Annotated in this window: 21 protein-coding genes and 1 other annotated feature; of the genes, 9 read left to right on the top strand and 12 right to left on the bottom strand. The window is 28.4% G+C overall.

Going from position 1 to position 19,684, the window contains the following annotated elements; all coding sequences use genetic code 11:
• Positions 1-100 precede the first annotated feature (100 nt).
• The gene (locus tag ACI48P_RS14245) at positions 101-865 is read right to left on the bottom strand and encodes a polysaccharide deacetylase family protein (RefSeq protein ID WP_475216817.1); all 765 of its coding nucleotides are present in this window, start codon (positions 863-865) and stop codon (positions 101-103) included.
• Positions 866-995: 130 nt separating this feature from the next.
• Between ACI48P_RS14245 and ACI48P_RS14240 the strand changes: the two genes are divergently transcribed.
• The 3 genes from ACI48P_RS14240 to ACI48P_RS14230 all read left to right on the top strand — a co-directional run bounded on the left by ACI48P_RS14240 (position 996) and on the right by ACI48P_RS14230 (position 2,187).
• On the top strand, positions 996-1,163 hold the full coding sequence (locus ACI48P_RS14240) for a hypothetical protein (protein WP_475216813.1): 168 nt from the start codon (positions 996-998) through the stop codon (positions 1,161-1,163).
• Positions 1,164-1,296: 133 nt separating this feature from the next.
• Complete coding sequence (locus ACI48P_RS14235; protein ID WP_438647924.1) at positions 1,297-1,494, top strand: alpha/beta-type small acid-soluble spore protein; 198 nt, start codon at positions 1,297-1,299, stop codon at positions 1,492-1,494.
• A 156-nt stretch (positions 1,495-1,650) separates the two neighbouring features.
• Positions 1,651-2,187, top strand: a complete 537-nt coding sequence (locus ACI48P_RS14230; protein WP_475216808.1) for a DUF4364 family protein — start codon at positions 1,651-1,653, stop codon at positions 2,185-2,187.
• 2 nt (positions 2,188-2,189) lie between these two features.
• Here ACI48P_RS14230 and ACI48P_RS14225 read toward each other — a convergent pair whose 3' ends face one another.
• Positions 2,190-3,056 (bottom strand): YncE family protein, encoded by an 867-nt coding sequence (locus ACI48P_RS14225; protein ID WP_475216807.1) that lies wholly within the window; start codon positions 3,054-3,056, stop codon positions 2,190-2,192.
• A gap of 146 nt (positions 3,057-3,202) precedes the next feature.
• Between ACI48P_RS14225 and ACI48P_RS14220 the strand changes: the two genes are divergently transcribed.
• A complete protein-coding gene (locus tag ACI48P_RS14220; protein ID WP_475216805.1) occupies positions 3,203-3,448 on the top strand; it encodes a TIGR03905 family TSCPD domain-containing protein in 246 nt (81 codons plus the stop codon).
• Between the two features lie 284 nt (positions 3,449-3,732).
• Here ACI48P_RS14220 and ACI48P_RS14215 read toward each other — a convergent pair whose 3' ends face one another.
• The 4 genes from ACI48P_RS14215 to fdhF all read right to left on the bottom strand — a co-directional run bounded on the left by ACI48P_RS14215 (position 3,733) and on the right by fdhF (position 9,169).
• Entirely contained in the window at positions 3,733-5,028 is a 1,296-nt protein-coding gene (locus ACI48P_RS14215) for a bifunctional folylpolyglutamate synthase/dihydrofolate synthase (RefSeq protein WP_475216803.1), read from the bottom strand.
• An 11-nt stretch (positions 5,029-5,039) separates the two neighbouring features.
• A complete protein-coding gene (locus tag ACI48P_RS14210) occupies positions 5,040-5,663 on the bottom strand; it encodes a PH domain-containing protein (RefSeq protein WP_475216801.1) in 624 nt (207 codons plus the stop codon).
• Between the two features lie 76 nt (positions 5,664-5,739).
• Positions 5,740-6,357, bottom strand: a complete 618-nt coding sequence (locus tag ACI48P_RS14205; RefSeq protein ID WP_475216798.1) for a molybdenum cofactor guanylyltransferase — start codon at positions 6,355-6,357, stop codon at positions 5,740-5,742.
• A 121-nt stretch (positions 6,358-6,478) separates the two neighbouring features.
• Complete coding sequence (gene fdhF, locus ACI48P_RS14200; protein WP_475217333.1) at positions 6,479-9,169, bottom strand: formate dehydrogenase subunit alpha; 2,691 nt, start codon at positions 9,167-9,169, stop codon at positions 6,479-6,481.
• Between the two features lie 1,453 nt (positions 9,170-10,622).
• On the opposite strand from fdhF, the gene ACI48P_RS14195 reads away from it, so the two are divergent.
• Positions 10,623-11,093, top strand: coding sequence for a helix-turn-helix domain-containing protein (locus ACI48P_RS14195; RefSeq protein ID WP_475216795.1), 471 nt, complete (start codon positions 10,623-10,625; stop codon positions 11,091-11,093).
• Positions 11,094-11,252: 159 nt separating this feature from the next.
• The gene (locus ACI48P_RS14190) at positions 11,253-11,414 is read left to right on the top strand and encodes an IS3 family transposase (protein ID WP_475217331.1); all 162 of its coding nucleotides are present in this window, start codon (positions 11,253-11,255) and stop codon (positions 11,412-11,414) included.
• A 136-nt stretch (positions 11,415-11,550) separates the two neighbouring features.
• On the opposite strand, the gene ACI48P_RS14185 is transcribed toward ACI48P_RS14190, so the two are convergent.
• Positions 11,551-12,390: a DegV family protein gene (locus ACI48P_RS14185; RefSeq protein ID WP_475216793.1), complete on the bottom strand. Its 840-nt coding sequence runs from the start codon at positions 12,388-12,390 to the stop codon at positions 11,551-11,553.
• An 87-nt stretch (positions 12,391-12,477) separates the two neighbouring features.
• Positions 12,478-12,954, bottom strand: a complete 477-nt coding sequence (locus ACI48P_RS14180; RefSeq protein ID WP_475216791.1) for a 6-pyruvoyl trahydropterin synthase family protein — start codon at positions 12,952-12,954, stop codon at positions 12,478-12,480.
• A 272-nt stretch (positions 12,955-13,226) separates the two neighbouring features.
• Here ACI48P_RS14180 and rbr point away from each other — a divergent pair, with 272 nt between their 5' ends.
• Positions 13,227-13,763, top strand: coding sequence for a rubrerythrin (rbr, locus tag ACI48P_RS14175; RefSeq protein WP_475216789.1), 537 nt, complete (start codon positions 13,227-13,229; stop codon positions 13,761-13,763).
• 10 nt (positions 13,764-13,773) lie between these two features.
• Positions 13,774-14,157: a Fur family transcriptional regulator gene (locus tag ACI48P_RS14170; protein WP_475216787.1), complete on the top strand. Its 384-nt coding sequence runs from the start codon at positions 13,774-13,776 to the stop codon at positions 14,155-14,157.
• Positions 14,158-14,250: 93 nt separating this feature from the next.
• Here the strand turns inward: ACI48P_RS14170 and ACI48P_RS14165 are convergent, their stop codons facing one another.
• The gene (locus tag ACI48P_RS14165; protein WP_475216785.1) at positions 14,251-14,514 is read right to left on the bottom strand and encodes a Mor transcription activator family protein; all 264 of its coding nucleotides are present in this window, start codon (positions 14,512-14,514) and stop codon (positions 14,251-14,253) included.
• A 444-nt stretch (positions 14,515-14,958) separates the two neighbouring features.
• On the opposite strand from ACI48P_RS14165, the gene ACI48P_RS14160 reads away from it, so the two are divergent.
• Positions 14,959-15,405 (top strand): transposase, encoded by a 447-nt coding sequence (locus ACI48P_RS14160; RefSeq protein ID WP_475216783.1) that lies wholly within the window; start codon positions 14,959-14,961, stop codon positions 15,403-15,405.
• Here ACI48P_RS14160 and ACI48P_RS14155 read toward each other — a convergent pair.
• The 3 genes from ACI48P_RS14155 to ACI48P_RS14145 form a co-directional block, all read right to left on the bottom strand.
• Positions 15,296-15,550 (bottom strand): type III toxin-antitoxin system ToxN/AbiQ family toxin, encoded by a 255-nt coding sequence (locus tag ACI48P_RS14155; RefSeq protein WP_475216781.1) that lies wholly within the window; start codon positions 15,548-15,550, stop codon positions 15,296-15,298. The genes ACI48P_RS14160 and ACI48P_RS14155 overlap by 110 nt on opposite strands.
• A gap of 176 nt (positions 15,551-15,726) precedes the next feature.
• Positions 15,727-18,390, bottom strand: coding sequence for a valine--tRNA ligase (locus ACI48P_RS14150; protein ID WP_475216780.1), 2,664 nt, complete (start codon positions 18,388-18,390; stop codon positions 15,727-15,729).
• A gap of 131 nt (positions 18,391-18,521) precedes the next feature.
• Positions 18,522-18,808, bottom strand: a binding site (T-box leader).
• A gap of 87 nt (positions 18,809-18,895) precedes the next feature.
• A complete protein-coding gene (locus tag ACI48P_RS14145) occupies positions 18,896-19,675 on the bottom strand; it encodes a polysaccharide deacetylase family protein (protein ID WP_475216775.1) in 780 nt (259 codons plus the stop codon).
• Positions 19,676-19,684 lie beyond the last annotated feature (9 nt).

Here is a 19,684-nt window from a genome sequence, read left to right as displayed (position 1 = left end):
ATCCTTATTTCTAATCATTTCTACAATTTTAAATTTAAAAAGTCATATAGAATATAATAGTAATCTTACCCTTATATCCTACATGACTTATATGTACAAACTATTTATTTAATTTTTGAACTCCATTTGAATCTATAGTATAGTTATCTTCATATAACAACTCCGATACTGTAACTAATTCATATCCATCTTCCTTTAATCTTGTAATTATACCATCCAAATAATCTTCTATATTACTTATATTTGAATGTAATAATACTATAGAACCTGAATCTACATCTTTAATAACTCTTTCTGTAACATGTGTAGCACCAATTTCTTTCCAATCAAGAGAATCTACATCCCACTTTACTACTTTATATCCTAATGCATCACATATTTCCATAGTTTTGTTATTTACTTCTCCAAAAGGAGGTCGATATAAATTAGTTTGTTGACCTGTAAGTTCATAAATTTTATCGCTTGTAACTTTTATTTCTTCTGATATTGCTTCAGTAGATAAAGCTGTCATATCTGCATGTGTATTTGAGTGGTTACTTAACTCATGGCCTTTTTCACCTAATGTTTTTACCATTTCTTCGTTGTCATCAATCCAGCTTCCAACTAAGAAAAAGGTAGATTCAACATCATGCTTTTCTAAAGTTTTTATAATGTAATCCATTTTTTCAGTTCCCCAAGCTACATCAAAAGTTAAGGCTATTTTTTTATCTTCAGTATCTACCTTATATATAGGTATTTTAGAATTATCTTTTGCTACATATATGTACTTCATACCATAAACTAAACCAACAATTGTCCCAATCATTAGAACAAAAACTATTAGGCTAGAAATCATTGCTTTAGTTCTTTTTAATTTAATTTTCATACAACACCTCCCGCTTGTATTTTTTTCCTACTATTAAAATCTATTTTTTAAATTTCAAAAAATTACTATAAAATTTATTTTTTTATTTGGGCAACTTATTAGTAATCTTAATTTTAAAAGGTGGTGTACTATGTCAAACATACGAAGTTCTTTTGATAATGTAAAAGGAAAGCAAGTTGAAACTGGCAGATTTACTATGAAAGTAGATAGCAGATACCATCAAAGAGAGCCTCATGGTATTCAAGAAGGCATAAGAAAAGACAAAAAAGTTAAGATGAGTAAAAAACTATCTAGCTAACCTAGAAAGTTTTTAGAAAAAGATAATTTATTACCAAAAATTACCGTAATATAATTATCTAAAATGGTTAAATTAATATTAACAACACGACATACAGTGTTGCTAATAAAACAACTACAGGAGGAAATTTACTATGTCAAGCAAAAAAGCAGTTCCAGCAGCAAAAGCTGCATTAAATCAAATGAAGTTAGAAATAGCTAACGAAATAGGTTTAGCTAACTATGAGACAGTTGATAAAGGAAATTTAACTGCTAGACAAAATGGTTATGTTGGTGGATACATGACTAAGAAATTAGTTGAGATGGCAGAAAACCAAATGGCTGGTAAGTAAATAGTAAATTTTGACAGAAACAAAAGAAGGCTACCATTATGGTAGCCTTTTTCCTTATCAATTAAAACTTCTACAATATTAACTAAATTGTACTTTTAATTTTATATATTTTGGTTTAATATATTATATAGAAATAGATTTGCGGAGGATGATATAATGTTCGAAAACTCATCTGAAGAATTAGCTTATCATAAGCTTTTAATTTTATATATTTTAGATAAAATTAAGATGGATTTAACTAATTCTCAAATAACTCAAGTTGTTTTAGAAACTGAAATGATGAATTATTTTTCATTACAACAGATTTTATCTCAACTTATGGAATCTAAATTTTTAACTACATATAAGGACTCTAATAGAGAATACTATTCTCTTACTCAAAAAGGTCTTGAAACTTTAGAGTACTTTTTATCTAGAATACCTGAAAATGCTACTAAAAAAATAGATGAATATATAGTAACTAATAAAGAAAACTTATTAGCAGATACTCAAGTTAAGTCTAGTTACGTTAAGCAAAGTGATAACGAATTCATAGTTAACTTAAGAGTTATAGAAAATCAATCAAATTTAATAGACTTGAATTTAAATGTTTCTTCTGAGAAACAAGCTAAACATATCTGTAATAACTGGAAAAACAATGCATCTTATATGTATGCAGAAGTTATAGATTTGTTAATACGTGATAATCATTAAGCCTACATACAAATTATTGTTGTAGGCTCTTTTCCTACTTTCACTTCTTTTATCAAACAATTATCTATTGTATTGTATATTTTTACTGAATTCTTTTGAGTATCCGAAACAAACAGTAATTTTTCATCCTTAGATATTTCTAATCCTTGAGGACTTCCATCAATACAAATACTACCTTCATATTGACCAGTATTGTAATCTAGTATCCTTACATCTTTATGACCTAAATCAGTTACATAAATTTTATTTCCACTATAATTAAAACATATTTCTACTGGCAATAAAAAATCCTCTAGTATTCTTTTTATTTTCATAGTAGATTCATCTAATATGACTAATTTTCCATCTAGAGTTGAAACATATATTTCTTTTTTTCTTGTATCTAGTTCCACATGCCAAGCTTTAAAGTCCAAGTCAACTTTTTTCTCTATACATTCTTTCACTGCATCTATACATACTATAGAGTTAATACATGGTACATATAATTTATTTTTTTCCCTATCAATATCGAACCCCTGTGGCATATTGTCCACGCTTATTATACCTACAGGGTTTAATTCATCTTTATCTAGTATGTATATACTATCCGTATCCTCATTTGCCAAAAATAAATCTTCATTATTTAGCGCTATTTTACTCAAGCTACCACCTATAGAAACCGTATCCACCACTTTATCAGTCTTTAAATCAACTACATAAAGTATTCCGTTGATAGAGCTAGGAATATAAATTAGATTCTTTTCCTCATTTATACAAAAATAATGTGGATATATATTCTCCTCTAATTTTATTTCCTTTTCTACTTCTAGACTTTCGATATCTATTATGCTAATACTTCCCGATAAATAGTTGGAAATGTATATTTTCAAAATATCTCCTCCTTTCTACTATCTTTATACTTAAAAATATATTAATAATGTTAATATATTATTCATGTTGTTTTAATATTGCATTCTTTGGTACATGTTGGTATGATAATGTTTAAAAGTATTTATATGTATAGGAGATGACATTTATGAAAATAACATTTAAGCCATCTGGTGTTTGCTGTAGAGAAATGAGCTTTGAAGTTGATAACAATAACAAAATAACTAATATTGAATTTATAGGTGGATGCCCAGGTAATATGATCGGAATCAAAAACCTTGTTATAGGTCAAGATGCTAATGATGTTGCTGATAGATTAGAAAACATTCCTTGTGGAAATAAATCTACATCTTGTCCAGATCAACTATCAAAAGCCATAAGACAAGCTTTATAATAATCTAGGCTATTTCAAAATACAATTTTAATGTGTAATCCACCGCTTCGGCATGCCATATAATTTCTTCTCCATGCAGGCAAAAACACGCCTGCAAATGTCGTACGAACTTATATGTCACACCTACGCTAGATTAACAGTTAAAATTTAAGTATTTTGAAATAGCCTTTTTTATTTGGTGGTGGGTATACACAAACCACTTATTTACTTTTAGTTATTATATCTCTGGCAAAGCCACATCCTTTACGCGTAGCGTAGCGTCATAAGGCTTGTCCAAAATATTACTAATCTTCTTTTACTAAACTTCTTACTTCGCCTATCATGTATAATGAGCCTGCGCTTATTATAATGTCTTCTGGTTTTGAAGCTTGTAGAGTGTATTCTACTGCTTCAGATATTTTTGGTTTTGAAGTTACGTCTGTTACGTACTTTTCAATTTTTTCTTTTAATTTGTCACTGTTTATTGCTCTAGGGTTATCTGGTGTTGTTGTTATTACCCTATTAAAGTTTGGCATTAATATTTCTAAAACACCATCTATATCTTTATCTTCTAACATTCCTATTAAAAGTGTTAGTTTTTTATTCTTAAAGTTTTTTTCTAAGGCTTTTGCTAATGATTTTGCTCCATCTTCATTATGAGCTCCATCTATTATAAACATTGGATTTTCTTTTATTTTTTCTATTCTGCCTGGCCATCTTGTATTTAATAGACCTTTTCTTATTGCTTCTTCTGATATATTAATTTTTTTAGATTCTTTTAAGAAATCAATAACCTTTAAAGCTACCATAGAATTATTTATCTGATGATCTCCTATAAGATTAATTTCCATATCTTCGTATTTTTTCCCAGCTATATTACAATCATATACTTGAGAATATATATCTGACTTTTTAACATCTACATCATTAAAGTCTACTTCTATATAAGTTGCATTCTTTTCTTTACATACTTCCTTTATAACATCTTCTGCTTCCTTACATTGCTTATAGCATATTACTGTTGAATTTTCTTTTATTATACCAGCTTTTTCATAAGCTATTTTTGCTACCGTATCACCAAGTACTCCTATATGATCTAAACTTATTGATACTATCACTGTAACTAAAGGATTATTTATTATATTTGTTGAATCATATCTTCCACCTAGTCCAACTTCTAATGCAACATAATCAACTTTTTGTTCATTATAGTAGTAAAATGCCATAGCTGTTACTATTTCAAATTCTGTTGGATATGCATAGCCTTCAGATACCATTATTTCAATTTTTTCTTTTATTAAGGTAATTATTCTGGCTACATCTTCTTCTAATATGTTTTCACCATTTACTCTTATTCTTTCTGTAAAAGTCTCTAAGTATGGAGAAGTATATAGTCCAACTTTATATCCAGCTTCTTTTAATATTGTAGATACAAATGAACATACTGAGCCTTTACCATTAGTTCCTGCTACGTGAATTATATTTAGACTATCTTGAGGATTTCCTAATAGCTCTAGTAACTTTTTTGTATTGTCTAATCCTAGCCTCATTCCAAATTTATGAGTATCTTCTAGGTATTTTAATGACTCTTTATAATTCATTAATTTCCCCCTTAATTGTTTATATACTTTTCAAATACCTCTGTAAAATCTCTATTACTATAAGTCTTTCTTAGAGCTTCCATCCAGTCCAAGTTGAAGTTAGTTAAATCTTGTACTATATTTGATATATTTCCTTCTATAGTACATCTTGATAGTGCATCATTAGCCATCTTTAAACCATTTGTTCCATCTTCAACAGCTAGATGATTTTTGTTTTGTAATCTACTTATCTCAATTAAAGCCTTATATAAATCTTTTAATTGCTCTAATTGTTTTTTATCAACATCTATGCTAAATGACTTAATTCCAAATGTAAATTTTATTTCTACGTCTGCATCTATAGTACCAGCAGTTTCTAATGTTACTGCACTTACTTTCTCATTGTAAAACTCATGTCTTCTAACAGTTCTCTTTTTACTCATGGCATTTTCACCATCTACATGTAATAGGCCTCTATTAGTGAACACATACTCATCTGATTTAGATTTTATAACGAAGAATATTTTTTCTCCATCCTCATGCATTATGTAATCATCGCCATCTACTTTATCAAAATCTTGAGGTGATATTATTTTCCCTATATCTGATAATCCTAATGTATCTGCTGCCATTCTCCCAAATAAGTTTCCTGCCATAATTGACCCTCCTAAGTTAGTTTATATTTATTATAGCCAAGTTTATATTCATTAACAAGTTTAGACAACTTAATGATTATTTTATATTTTGGTATAAATCTAAGTCTTCTTTAGTATTTAAATTTATGAACATATCTTTTTTAAATTTATATTTATTGAACTCAAAATCACTAGTATAACTTACATTTTTATTACATCTTTCATAAAAGCTTATTATTGATTTTTTTGTACCATTTATCAGATAATCTTTTATTTCTTCACTAAGTTCTTTTTTATAAAATCCATTAAATAACTCTATATTGTTGTTTATTTTAGACAGGTATATATGATTATTTATACCCAGCTTTAAGTCTTGTCCAATTTTTTCTTTAATATATTCAATATACTTATCATCAATATTCGGCATATCACAAGCTACTATATAAACAAAATTGCTACTGCTATTTTTAAGACCTACTGATATTCCTGCCAATGGTCCCGAATCTTTAATTTCATCACTAAAGACCTTATATTTGCAATCTTTATAGTATTCTTTTTTATTGCTAACAATGATAATATCATCAAAATGTTTTTCAAGATTTTTAGCAATATTGAAAATTAATCTCTTTTCATTAATAATCAAAAACTGCTTATCAAACTTCATTCTTGAACTTTTTCCACCAGCTAGAATTACTGCACTTTTAAAATTGTCCACCTTAACCATCCTAACTTCCTTTTCTTTAAATTAAAAGAGGTGACTCATAACATAAATTTTCTCAGAAAATCCATTACTATTTTCATGTAAATTTATTTATGAGTCATTCTCTCTTAATAACTTATGCTTGAGCTTTTTCAGCTTCTCTTATTTTCTCTACCTTTATAGCGCATACCTTTAAATCAGGAACCTTGCTTATACTATCTAATGTAGTATTAGTAAGATAATTAGCTGCTCCATCTGCAAAATGGAATGGCATAAAGAACACATCTTCGTCAACTATATCTGTTATTTTAACATATGTTTCTATTTCTCCACGCTTAGAAGATACTTTTATTTTTTCATTATCTTCAAACCCTAATTTCTGAGCTGTTATTGGGTTTACTTCTATATAAGAATGTGGAGACTTCTCATTTAAACCATCCACTCTTCCTGTCATAGTTCTTGTATGATAGTGATATAATACTCTTCCATTTACTAATGTGTATGGATAGTCTTCACTTAAGCCTTCAAAACTTAAAGTATAATCACATGGTACAAAAGTTGCTCTTCCTTTTGCAAATTTACCTACATGAAGTATTTTCGTTCCAGGATGTTCTTTATTAGGACACGGCCATTGTATTCCATCAGTTTCTATTCTAGAATAATCTATTCCAGCATATTGAGGTGTAATAGTAGCTATTTCCTCCATTATCTCATTAGGATTATTATATTTTTTATCATATCCTAGTTTGTTCATTACTTCCATTATTATTACCCAGTCAGGTTTTGAGTTTCCTACAGGCTCTATAGCTTTTCTTATTCTTTGAACTTTTCTTTCTGTATTTGTAAATGTTCCATCTTTCTCAGCAAAGGATGCTGCTGGAAGTATTACATCTGCCATCTGTGCTGTTTCCGTTAAGAATATATCTTGAACTACTAAAAAATCTAGTTTTTCTAAAGCTTTTTGTATATGATTAATATCTGGGTCTGATATCATTGGATTTTCACCCATTATATATAAGAACTTAATTTTATCTTCTCCTATTTCATGAGTTATTTCAGGTACTGTTAAGCCAACTTTTCTAGATAAAGATACTCCCCAAGCTTTTTCAAATTTATTTACTATTTCTTCATTCGTAACACTTTGATATCCAGTGAATACATTTGGTAATGCTCCCATATCACATGCACCCTGAACATTATTTTGACCTCTTAGTGGATTAACTCCTCCAAACTCGTTACCTATATTACCACAAAGCAATGCAAGGTTAGATATACTCATAACATTTTGAGTTCCTTTAGAGTGTTGAGTTATACCCATCGAATAAAATATTGCTGCATTATTAGCCTCTGCGTATATTCTTGCCGCTTTTATTATATCTTCTTTATCTACTCCACAGATTTTAGCTCCTTCTTCTGGAGTATAATCTTTTACTAATTCTACCAACGCTTCGTAGTTTTCTGTTCTTTCTTTAATATAATCAGTATCTTGTAGATTTTCACTTATTATTACGTTCATCATTGTATTTAAAAGTGCAACATTAGTTCCAGGCTTTATTTGTAAAAATACGTCAGCTCTATCAGCTAATTCTATTCTTCTTGGGTCTGCCACTATAAGTTTTGCACCTTTTCTTACGGCTTGCTTTATCTTTATTCCTATTACCGGATGATTTTCTGTTGTATTTGATCCTATTACAAATATACTTTCTAATTTATTTACTTCTTCTATGCTATTTGTCATAGCTCCACTACCTAATGTAGTTGCAAGACCTGCAACTGTAGAGGAATGTCATAATCTAGCGCAGTGGTCCACATTGTTAGTACCTACTACACCTCTCATCATCTTTTGGAATAGATAATTTTCTTCATTACTACATCTAGCTGAAGATAGTCCCGCCATAGCATTAGCACCAAAATTATTTTTTATTCTACTATAATTATCTGCTATATAATCATACGCTTCTTCCCAAGTAACCTCTTCAAACTTGCCATCTTTCTTTATTAAAGGTTCTTTCAGCCTATCTTCATGATTAATAAATTTATATCCAAACTTTCCTTTAACGCATAACAATCCATTATTAACAGCTTTCTCAACTGGCTCACTACCTACTACTCTATCATCTTTTACTAATAGCTCAAGTTGACATCCTACCCCACAGTAAGAACAAGTTGTTTTTACTTTTTTTGTATTAAAGAATTGCCCATTTTTAGGAACTAATGCTCCAACTGGACAAACAGATACACAGTTACCACAAGATACGCAGTTTGACTCATTTATTGAATCCATAAAAAACGGTGCTATTCTTGTATCTACACCTCTACTTGTTGCATCTATTGCAGATACTTCTTGGAGTTCATCACAAACTCTTATACACTTTTTACACAAGATGCATTTGTTAGGATCATAATAATAGAATGGATTACTATCATCTATTGATAATTTCCTTGGTTCATTATTGTACTTAGGCTTAAAATTGTGTAAATATAAATTAGAATATTCTTGTAGTTTACAAGATCCTGTTCTTGCACATGTACTACATTCTAATGGATGATCTGATATCATAAGCTCTAAAATTTCTTTTCTAGCTTCTATTACTTTTTCACTATGAGTATGTATTTTCATACCTTCTCTTACAAGGGTTGCACAACCAACTTCTAGGTTTCTTCCTCCCTCTATTTCTACTAAACACATTCTGCATAATCCGCTTGGATTTAATCTTTCATCATTGCAAAAATTAGGCAACTCAATCCCTATACTTTTACATGCTGTAAAAATAGTTGTGCCTTGTTTTACACTAATTTCTTTATTATTGATTTTAATATTTATCAAGTCACTTTCCCCCTTAGTAAATTTATATATATCCTTCTAAAAATCACTATATCCTTATCTTAATATCAACTATATAATTTCACCCAATTACCACATGATTCCTCCTATTTGGACAATATTTTAATCATTATATTATAAACATATGACTTTATATATTATATTAATATTGTAAGTATAAAAATAACCCCTAAAGTAGTTTTTTATATTACCTATCTTAAGGGGTCATTCAATTATTTCATTTTAACTTATTCTTATTTAACCACTGACAGCTATATTTTTTGGAGATTTAGGCTAATAATTTTTAATCAAAAATCATTCTGTTAACATAAGCTTAACGTAGAACATCAACTCAGTGCTACTGTGAGGAATTCTAAAGCATACGATAGCTCAAAAACCCAATCTCTCAAAGTTACAAACTCAAATGATTAAATCCATAAAATATCCTACTATAAAACTTATCTATATTTGATATTCTACATATACTCTTTATTTCCTACTAACTAATCTACACAGATTTTCAATACATTTTTGAATAAATAATAAACATTAGTCTATATTAATATATCTAAACATATTCTTTCTTATTTGATAAAATAGTAAATGAAATTGAAGCTAGGGTTAAAATATAAATACTCGTTAATATTAATGTATTAAAATCAACACCATTTATATCCATTAATTTAAAATGGCTTGATATATTAGATATATATATTAATTATACTTTCATTTTAAATAAAGATAGTACCAAAACTACAACACTTTCAATAGCTCCCGCACTAAAAAGTACGGAAAAAACAGTTGTTGTAATAATATTATTTGAGATTAAGTATACTAATAATATTAACGTCGATGCATTTGTTAAATTTAATAGCTTATTAAAAAAATACTTTCCTACGTCAATATAATTTAAATCAATAGTATAAGAATTTTTCATACAAATAATTATGTATGATATTATAAAAACTACAAAAACTGCAAATAAGAAGAATAAATTTATAATTAAAAAGCATAAAATTTTTGATGTTATCTACATAGATTTACTTTTTAAACTTGGATATATATTTTTTATGAAGTTATTCTTATAATCTAAATTTATGAAAGTACATGTCATAATTGCAACAAGCATTAATAACATATTACCTTCAAATAAACTAAAATTTATTGCAGGTATTATAGAATTAGCTATATCTTATTTATCTAAATTAATTGTATATTCAAGATTAAACCAAATACTTATTAATATAAGAATCATCAATAATATATAAAATAACTTATTTTTAAATAATTTATATAGTTCTAATCGTATTAAATTATGCATTTTCATTAGCCTACATTAAATTTATGAAATACGTCTCTAAGTTTTCTTTTTCATGATAAATATTCAATATTGGTATGCTCCCTTTATAGTAGACAGTTAAAATAATAAAACTGTTTCTATGAAGGGAGTATTTTCATGTCTAGAAAATCTAAAATATCTTATGAAGTAAAAATCAAATCTGTACAAGAGTATATTACAGGTAAAAAAAGAGCCTGTGATATATGTGAAGAACTAAATATTAGAAGAGAATCGTTTTATAGATGGATTAGTAAATATGACACAAATGTAGCCGAATGCCTCTGTCAGTTTTCATATAATAAAAAGTATTCTACCAAAACCAAGGATTCAGCAGTTGACTATTATATTTCTGTCAAAGAATCATTGTTAGAAATATGCAGAAAGTACAATATTTCTTCAGATTCAGTATTTCGTAGATGGATTAAAAGGTACAATAATAGCCATAAGCAATGTAATTTTTCTAGTATTAAGGAGAATTCATTTATAGCTAAAGGTAGAAAAACAACTTATAATGAACGATTTGAAATAGTAGATTTTTGTATTGAAAATAATGATAATTACCAATTAACTTCTTTGATTTGGCTATAGAATCAAATCCTAGTGCAAAGCCATTATTTCATAGCTATAGAGGATATCAATATACAAGTAAAACATTTTAAGCTAAAACTTGATAAGGTATCAGCAACTCAAAGTATGTCTCGTGTTGGTATATGCATAGATAATGGTCTGATATAAGGGTTTTGGGGTATTATTAAGTCGGAAATGTATTACTTGAAAAGATTTAATAACTTTGATGAATTAAAATTTGCAATTGATAATTATATAAAATTGTACAATAATAAAAGGTTACAGAAAAAGCTAAAAAGTCTAAGTCCAATTGAATATAGGGCTCAGACCTTAGTTGCTTAATTTTTATTATTTCCACTGTCTACTTGACAGGGAGCAGTTCATTTATTAGACGTATACTTCTTTATATAATTTATAAATATTAACTCATATTAGCTATTTTTTAATTTAAAAATAATTATATCATGATAATGATTAATCAGTACACACAAATACCTATAGTTCCAGGACCTGCGTGAGAACCTATTGATGCACCAATCTCTATGTTAGTAGTATTAATAAATTTAATACTATTTTTTACTGCTTGTTCCAATTTAATTAAATCGCTTACATTGTCACCTTCTCCTAAAGCTATTTCTATATTTTCATTCATTTTTAGATTATTTAATTTAGTTAACTCTATAAGCTTATTAATTGCATTTTTAGATCCTCTTACTTGAGAAACCTTTCTAAGAGTACCTTCTTTAACTTCTATAATTGGTTTTATATTGAGCATAGAACCTACAGTTGCTGTAGCTGTTGTAATTCTTCCACCCCTTTTTAAAAACTCTAATGTTTCAACCACAAATAAAACTTGTATATTAGCCCTTATTTTTTCTAATTCTTTTAGTATACAATCTAATTTATATCCCTTCTCATTAAGCTCACAAGCTTTAACTACTTGTGCACCACATCCATAGGATAGGTTTAAACTATCAAATATAGTTATATCTCCTTTAACCTCATTTTTTGCTATATTAGCAGACTGATACGTTCCAGTTACTTTTGAAGACCCTGATATATATAATATTTTTTTACCTTCATTTTTATATTTTTTAAATATTTCTTCAAATTGTATATATGTAGCTTGAGATGTTTTTGGTATTTCTTTAGATTCTTTTAATTTCTTATAAAAATCTCCATTTGATATATCTATACCATCTCTATATTCTCTATCATCAATTAGTATCTTTAAAGGTATAACCTCTATTTTGTATCTATCAATTATATCCTTAGGTATATCTGCTAAACTGTCACATATTATTTGTAAATTACTCATATATTCACCTCGTTGTCGAACTTATAAAGATAAAAGCCTCACTCTTAAAGTATATGAGTAAGGCCTTTATCTTTAATCTAGCTAATATTAAAATTCTATTGATGCACAGTTATCACCTGATGCAAAAGTCATTTTCTTTATATTTAACTTATCTTTTAATAAATAATGGAATACTTCTATTAAATTTTCACAAGTTGCAACTTTCTTAACCACTACTAATCTGCATTCTGGATAAGCTTTTGCTAATTCATTGTCTATAGGTAGTCCTATAGTAGTATTTGTAGGTGAACCATCTTTAATTCCTTGTTCTTCATATACACCTAATATTGAAGGTAATAATGGGTCATTCTCTTGTAATATTAATGCATGGTCAAAGTTTTTCATATAATCCCAAACCACCGCTTTTATATCATTACATGGTACTACAAATCCATTTTCCTCATTTACACTACCTTCTACTTCTATAACTAAGTTACCTTGGTGTCCATGTAAATATTGAGCCTCTCCTTCATACCCTAAGAAACGGTGTGCATATTGCATATTTAATCTAGTTATTGATCTCATAATTTTTTTCTCCTCTTATTAATTATATATTTTATGTACTATTAAATAATTTAAATTATCATTTTAATAATAGTAATGATTACTGTTATTATTATTGCATCTATTTTTTATTATGTCAATATATTTTTTAAATACTTTTTTATATTAGTTAATAATAAAAATATATTGACTACTATATTTTTGTATTATATTATATAGAAAGTAGTAATGATTATCATTACTTATAATTATTAAATAAGTAAAATTTTATATTTTATATAGGAGGTATTTTTATGAATTTAAATGGAACTAAAACAGAGCAAAATTTAATGTCTGCTTTTGCAGGTGAGTCTCAAGCAAGAAATAAGTACACTTACTATGCATCTCAAGCTAAAAAGGAAGGATATAATAAAATAGCAGCTGTATTTGAAGAAACTGCTCATAATGAAATGGTTCATGCAAAACTTTGGTTTAAATTATTACATGATGGTGTCCCAACGACTGAACAAAATTTAAAGGATGCTGCTAATGGCGAAAACTATGAGTGGGTTGATATGTACGAGCAATTCGCTAAAGATGCTGAAGAAGAAGGATTCAAGAAAATAGCATTTATGTTTAGAGAAGTTGGAAAAATAGAAAAAGAACATGAAGAAAGATATTTAGAGTTATTAAAAAATGTCCAAGAAGAAACTGTATTTGTTAAAGAAGAATCAGTAGAGTGGAGATGTAGAAACTGTGGTTATATACACACAGGTGTTAAAGCTGTAGAAAAATGTCCAGTTTGTGATCATCCAAAAGCATACTTTGAAATAAGAGCGGACAAGTTCTAATACTAATATAATGAGATTTTCAAAACAAAGACAAGCTATTTTAAATATGGTTTTAAATAGTGATAATCATCCTACGGCTGATTATATATATTCAAAATTAAAAATAGATTATCCTAATTTAAGTTTAGGTACGGTTTATAGGAACTTATCTTTTTTATCTGAAAAAGGTTTAATAAAAAAAATAAGTATTCCTCATTTATCTGATATGTTTGATCACAATCTTAATCCTCACGCCCATGTTGTTTGTTCTAATTGTGGCGAAGTTCATGATATTGATACTAGCTCAATTGATGATATTGTATTTAATATATCTACCGATAGCAATATATCTATAACATCATATAATATTACATTTGATGGTGTTTGCCATAAGTGTAAAAGAGAAAAAGATTAAGTTTAATATAGAGATGTTTTTCTAATAAAAAGGATATGTATTTTAATTGATAATTTAAAATACATATCCTTTTTTTATTGTATATTTTTTATTTTAATCACTTTTCTTATGTCTATTTATAATAGCCCTTATATAGCTTTCAGACATATTAAACTTAACTGCTAACTTTTTATGATTAAAGCCATTGTACTCAGATATAATCTCTCTGCATCTGGATTCTTTGTATATTATTTTTTCAGTAGGAAAGTACACAAATGTCCCTCTAAATTCTTTAAATAATAACTTTGCCCTTTGAATTCCAAGCTCTTTAGCTATATTTTCAAATTGTGGAGGTAAATCACTTATTTTTAATTCCATAAAATATCCTCATATAAACCTATTTATAGTTGATATTCTACAAACTTATTATTTATCCTACTAAATACAACTTAATTTAAATATAAAATATAATATATCGCATCTCCATTACGCTATTTCCTATAAAAATTCATAAAAAATAGGATAAAATATAGTTTAATATCTATACTTTATCCTACTTCAATATATCTGTTAATTATTTTAATTCCTGCTTATCATCTTCTGATACATTTTCTTGTTTTAACTTTTCTAATTATAGTTGTATCTATTTAATTAGTGTATCTTCTAATAACAATTCACCTGTGTATAAATCTACTTCCATATTTCCCCTCCATTATTTCTATTCGTTCTGTTAACTTATTTATATTTGAATCTCGACCCCGATAGGGTTTACAATAGTTTCACCACAAAACACATTCCCCCTATAGAAAGGAGTCGAGAAAATTGAAACCTACGGTTAAATGCCCTGAATGTCATAACACAAATTTATATAAGTTTGGTAAGGATAAAAACTCCAATCAAAAATACTTATGTAAAAAATGTCGTAGACAATTTACACTACAATCGTCTAAAAAGTACTTACCTGGATATCCTAGGTGCCCAGTTTGCGGTAAGGGTACATATCTTCACCACAGTTACACTTATCATGTAAGCTTTAAATGCAATGATAGAAAATGTAATCACAAATTTAAACAGATTATACCTACTGCTATAGATAATCCTTTGTATGAAAAGCTTAATGGTAAATCTGTATTTTCTGGACATAGATACAATTTAAATATCATAATTTTGTCAATAATCTTATCTTTTTTCCCTCTAAATATCTGTATTGATTTTGAAGCAAATTTTTATATGCTATATATTCTATCTTGTTTATATCTATTTTTATAAGTTCACTATCTACAACAGGTATCATATTATTTATAACAAATACAACTCCAATATACGATCTTTTATTATCCTTATTTAAAGATATAGTGTCCTCAAATTGCCTCAAATACTCTATATAATCATCCGATATTTTATATATTTTCAACTTATTTATTCGCCAATTTCTCCTTCTCCGCACAAAAAGTAGCTTTAAATTTATATATTTAGAAATCAAAGTATAAAAAACACCTAAAATACAGTATTCTATAGAGTCAAACAAAATAGATTACTACGTGTATTTTAGGTGTGTATTATAACATCCTATATTAATAGGCTATTAAATTATTTCATCTTAGCTTCTAAGTTTTCAAGTCTTTCTACGATTGATTTCATCATTTCTTCAAACTTTTCTTTCTTAGCTTCTTCTTCCTTTACTAAGCTTTCTGGAGCTTTAGCTAAGAATCCTTGGTTAGAAAGTTTTCCGTTAACTCTCTTTATTTCACCTTCTATTTTAGCTTTTTCTTTACTTAATCTATCTATTTCTTTAGCAAAGTCAACTAATTCATCAAGTGGTATAAATATCTTAACACCATCTATAACAACACTTACTGCGTCTTCAGGTATGTTAGTTTCATCTTCTACTATTTCAACTACTGATGCAGATGCTAATGTCACGAAGTAATCACTTCCAGCAACCATTGCTTCTTTCTTTTCAGCTGTTGGTACTATTATAACTTTAGCTTTCTTTGATGGTGGTACATTCATTTCAGCTCTTACATTTCTTATGTTTCTTATACCATCCATTGTTAAGCTCATCATTTCTTCTTCTTTAGCCATATTATCAGCTTCGTTGTAGTGAGGGAACTCTGCTACTACTATACTTCCTTCTACTGTTGGAAGGTGAGTATATATTTCTTCTGTTATAAACGGCATGTATGGGTGAAGAAGTTTTAATATCTTTTCTAATACATATGTTAATGTATATAATGCAGTTTGCTTAGCTTCTTTGTCTTCTGAGTATAATCTAGGCTTAACTGTTTCTATATACCAGTCACAGTATTCAGACCAAGCGAAGTCATATATCTTTTGAGCAGCTATACCTAAGTCAAACTTATCCATATTATCAGTAACTTCTTTAACAACATTGTTAGCTCTTGAGATTATCCACTTATCAGCTAATGTCATATTAGCTTCTACTGATTCTCTAGTAACTCCATCCATTATGTCGCCTTCTATGTTCATGAATACGAATCTAGATGCATTCCATAATTTATTAGCGAAGTTTCTTGATGCTTCTACTCTTTCCATGTAGAATCTCATGTCATTTCCTGGGGAATTTCCAGTAGCTAACATGAATCTTAGAGCATCTGCTCCATATTGGTCTATAACTTCTAATGGATCTATACCATTTCCTAAAGACTTACTCATTTTTCTTCCTTCAGAATCTCTAACAAGTCCATGTATTAATACATGCTTGAATGGAGTTTGATCCATACAGAACATTCCTGCAAATGCCATTCTTACTACCCAGAAGAATATTATATCGTATCCTGTAACAAGTACACTTGTTGGATAGTAGTAGTTTAATTCTTCTGTATTGTTTGGCCAACCTAAAGTTGAGAAAGGCCATAATGCTGAAGAGAACCAAGTATCTAGTACATCTTCATCTTGCTTTAAGTTAGTACATCCACACTTACAAGCTGTTGGCATTTCTTTTGCAACTATTACTTCACCACAATCTTGGCAGTAATAAGCTGGTATTTGGTGACCCCACCATAACTGTCTTGATATACACCAGTCTCTTATATTTTCTAACCATTGAGAATATGTTTTATCAAATTTATCTGGTACGAATTCTAAATCTTTACTCTTTAATATATCTAAAGCAGGTTTAGCTAACTCGTCCATTTTAACGAACCATTGATCAGATAATCTTGGCTCAACTACTGTTCTACATCTGTAACAAGAACCAACATTGTGGTTGTGATCTTTTATAGCTATCATGTAACCAGCTTCGTCTAAGTAAGCTATAAGTTGCTTTCTGCACTCATATCTGTCCATACCTTCGTACTTACCAGCTAACTTGTTCATAGTTCCATCTTCGTTCATTACATTTATCTTTTCAAGATCATGTCTTTGACCTACTTCAAAGTCGTTAGGGTCATGAGCTGGAGTCATCTTAACTGCACCAGTTCCAAACTCTAAATCAACATAATCATCAGCAACTATTATAAGCTCTCTACCTAATAAAGGAAGTATTGCATGCTTACCAACTAAGTGCTTATATCTTTCATCTTCTGGATTTACAGCTATTCCTGTATCCCCTAACATTGTTTCAGGTCTAGTTGTAGCTATTTCTAAGAACTCGTTGCTATCCTTTATTGGATACTTTATGTGATAGAACTTTCCATCATGTTCTTCATGCTCAACTTCCGCATCTGATAAAGTAGTCTTACAATCTGGACACCAGTTTATTATTCTGTTTCCTCTGTATATTTGACCATTTTCATATAACTTTACAAAGAACTCAGTAACAGCTTCGTTACATCCTTCATCCATTGTAAATCTTTCTCTATCCCAGTCACAAGAATCTCCTAACTGTTGCATTTGGTCTACTATTTTTCTACCAAATTCATTTCTCCAGTCCATAGCTCTCTTTAGGAATTCTTCTCTTCCTAATTCGTACTTAGTTTTTCCTTCTTGTTCTTTTATTCTTTCAACAACTTTAACTTCTGTTGCTATAGATGCATGGTCAGTTCCTGGTTGCCATAATGTTTCATAACCGTCCATACGCTTCCATCTTATAAGTATATCTTGTAACGTATGGTCAAGTGCATGGCCCATGTGTAATTGCCCTGTTATGTTAGGCGGTGGAAGCATTATTGTAAATGGCTTCTTGTTTGGATTTGGCTTAGATTTAAATAATCCATCTTCTAGCCATTTTGAATATAATCTTGATTCAAAATCTTTAGGATTATACGTTTTTGGTAAATTAGTATTTTCCATTTTATTTCCTCCTCTTTATAATTATGTACTTTTTATAAAGTACTTTTATTTGTGTTTGACATATTAGATATTATTCTATATATAAAATAGATATAATTCATTAATACATAAAAAAGAGCCTTTCATCCTATACAAAGGACGAAAAGCTCGCGTTACCACCTTATTTCCAAAAATCATTTAGATTCTATAGCAGACTACTCAATATGTATATATTTATTCGTCTATTTTGACCTATATGCACTAAATACTTTTGGCTCTCAAAGAATATAACGGTTCTAACCGTCTAAACTTACTATTAGTTCAGCTTAGAAACTCCGAAGCTACCTTCTGTAAATCTTATACTTAGAAAACCTTTCAGCCCGTGGGTCTTCCTCTCTTTTAGTAGTATTTACATACTCCTCTTCATCATCGTCTTTTATTAATTATTATTATTTAATTATATCCAATTATCATTATTATTGTCAATTATTTATAATAATATATACAATTTTTTTAATTTTGTGAATTATTTTAGGTTAGCTTTCCAAAAATTTTTCTCATCTGTTTTTTCTGATATAGGAAGTATCTTATATCCTCTTTCTTTTAAAACCATTATTATATTATCTAAAGCTTCTACAGTCTGCTCTTTTTCATGTATTAAAAGAACCAGTTCATCATGCTTTCTTCCATAATATAATACATTACTTACAATTTGGTCTGTAGTTGCTCTCCAATCAAGAGTATCTACATTCCAATCCCATATTAAATATCCACTTTCTAATAACTTATCATATGATTCTTCAGGCATATATGGTTTACTTCCATATGGTAGTCTTATTAATTTAGATGATGATCCAGTTATTTCATTTAATGTATTATTACATGTATTAAACTCCCCTACTGTTACATCAGGACTTTCATATATTTTATCTTTATCATGACTCACACTGTGAAATCCTGCTCCATGTCCTTCAGATACTATTCTATTTACTTCATCTTTATATTTTTTCATATTTCCATCTATCATAAAAAATGTAGCTTTCACATCATTTTTATTTAATATATCAAGTATATCATTAGTGTATTTAGATGGACCATCATCTATAGTTATATAAGCAATTTTTTCTGATTTATTTTCTATAATAGTATTGCTTTCATCTTCTCTACTATTACTTACATCACTATTGATATTTTCACTTTTTAATGCTATATTTCTTTCGTCTATTTTCATTGTTACAAATACAAACCCTACAATAAGTAAACTACAAACCATTGCCCAAAAACTTTTCTTAAGTTCTTTTTTCATACCTCAATC

The organism is Romboutsia sp. LXY-2 (genome assembly GCF_056171995.1).
The sequence above is the reverse complement of the archived record's forward strand: the minus strand, read 5'-3'. Positions and strand labels throughout refer to the sequence as shown.

Coding starts and splice junctions, on each gene's coding strand:
- ACI48P_RS14180 (WP_475216791.1), bottom strand. CDS start 12,954: ATGAGATCAATAACTAGATTAAATATGCAATATGCACACCGTTTCTTA.
- ACI48P_RS14165 (WP_475216785.1), bottom strand. CDS start 14,514: ATGGAATTAAAAATAAGTGATTTACCTCCACAATTTGAAAATATAGCT.
- ACI48P_RS14230 (WP_475216808.1), top strand. CDS start 1,651: ATGTTCGAAAACTCATCTGAAGAATTAGCTTATCATAAGCTTTTAATT.
- ACI48P_RS14210 (WP_475216801.1), bottom strand. CDS start 5,663: ATGGCAGGAAACTTATTTGGGAGAATGGCAGCAGATACATTAGGATTA.
- ACI48P_RS14185 (WP_475216793.1), bottom strand. CDS start 12,390: ATGAGTAATTTACAAATAATATGTGACAGTTTAGCAGATATACCTAAG.
- ACI48P_RS14215 (WP_475216803.1), bottom strand. CDS start 5,028: ATGAATTATAAAGAGTCATTAAAATACCTAGAAGATACTCATAAATTT.
- ACI48P_RS14220 (WP_475216805.1), top strand. CDS start 3,203: ATGAAAATAACATTTAAGCCATCTGGTGTTTGCTGTAGAGAAATGAGC.
- ACI48P_RS14170 (WP_475216787.1), top strand. CDS start 13,774: ATGAGATTTTCAAAACAAAGACAAGCTATTTTAAATATGGTTTTAAAT.
- ACI48P_RS14245 (WP_475216817.1), bottom strand. CDS start 865: ATGAAAATTAAATTAAAAAGAACTAAAGCAATGATTTCTAGCCTAATA.
- ACI48P_RS14145 (WP_475216775.1), bottom strand. CDS start 19,675: ATGAAAAAAGAACTTAAGAAAAGTTTTTGGGCAATGGTTTGTAGTTTA.
- rbr (WP_475216789.1), top strand. CDS start 13,227: ATGAATTTAAATGGAACTAAAACAGAGCAAAATTTAATGTCTGCTTTT.
- ACI48P_RS14240 (WP_475216813.1), top strand. CDS start 996: ATGTCAAACATACGAAGTTCTTTTGATAATGTAAAAGGAAAGCAAGTT.
- ACI48P_RS14235 (WP_438647924.1), top strand. CDS start 1,297: ATGTCAAGCAAAAAAGCAGTTCCAGCAGCAAAAGCTGCATTAAATCAA.
- ACI48P_RS14195 (WP_475216795.1), top strand. CDS start 10,623: ATGTCTAGAAAATCTAAAATATCTTATGAAGTAAAAATCAAATCTGTA.
- ACI48P_RS14150 (WP_475216780.1), bottom strand. CDS start 18,390: ATGGAAAATACTAATTTACCAAAAACGTATAATCCTAAAGATTTTGAA.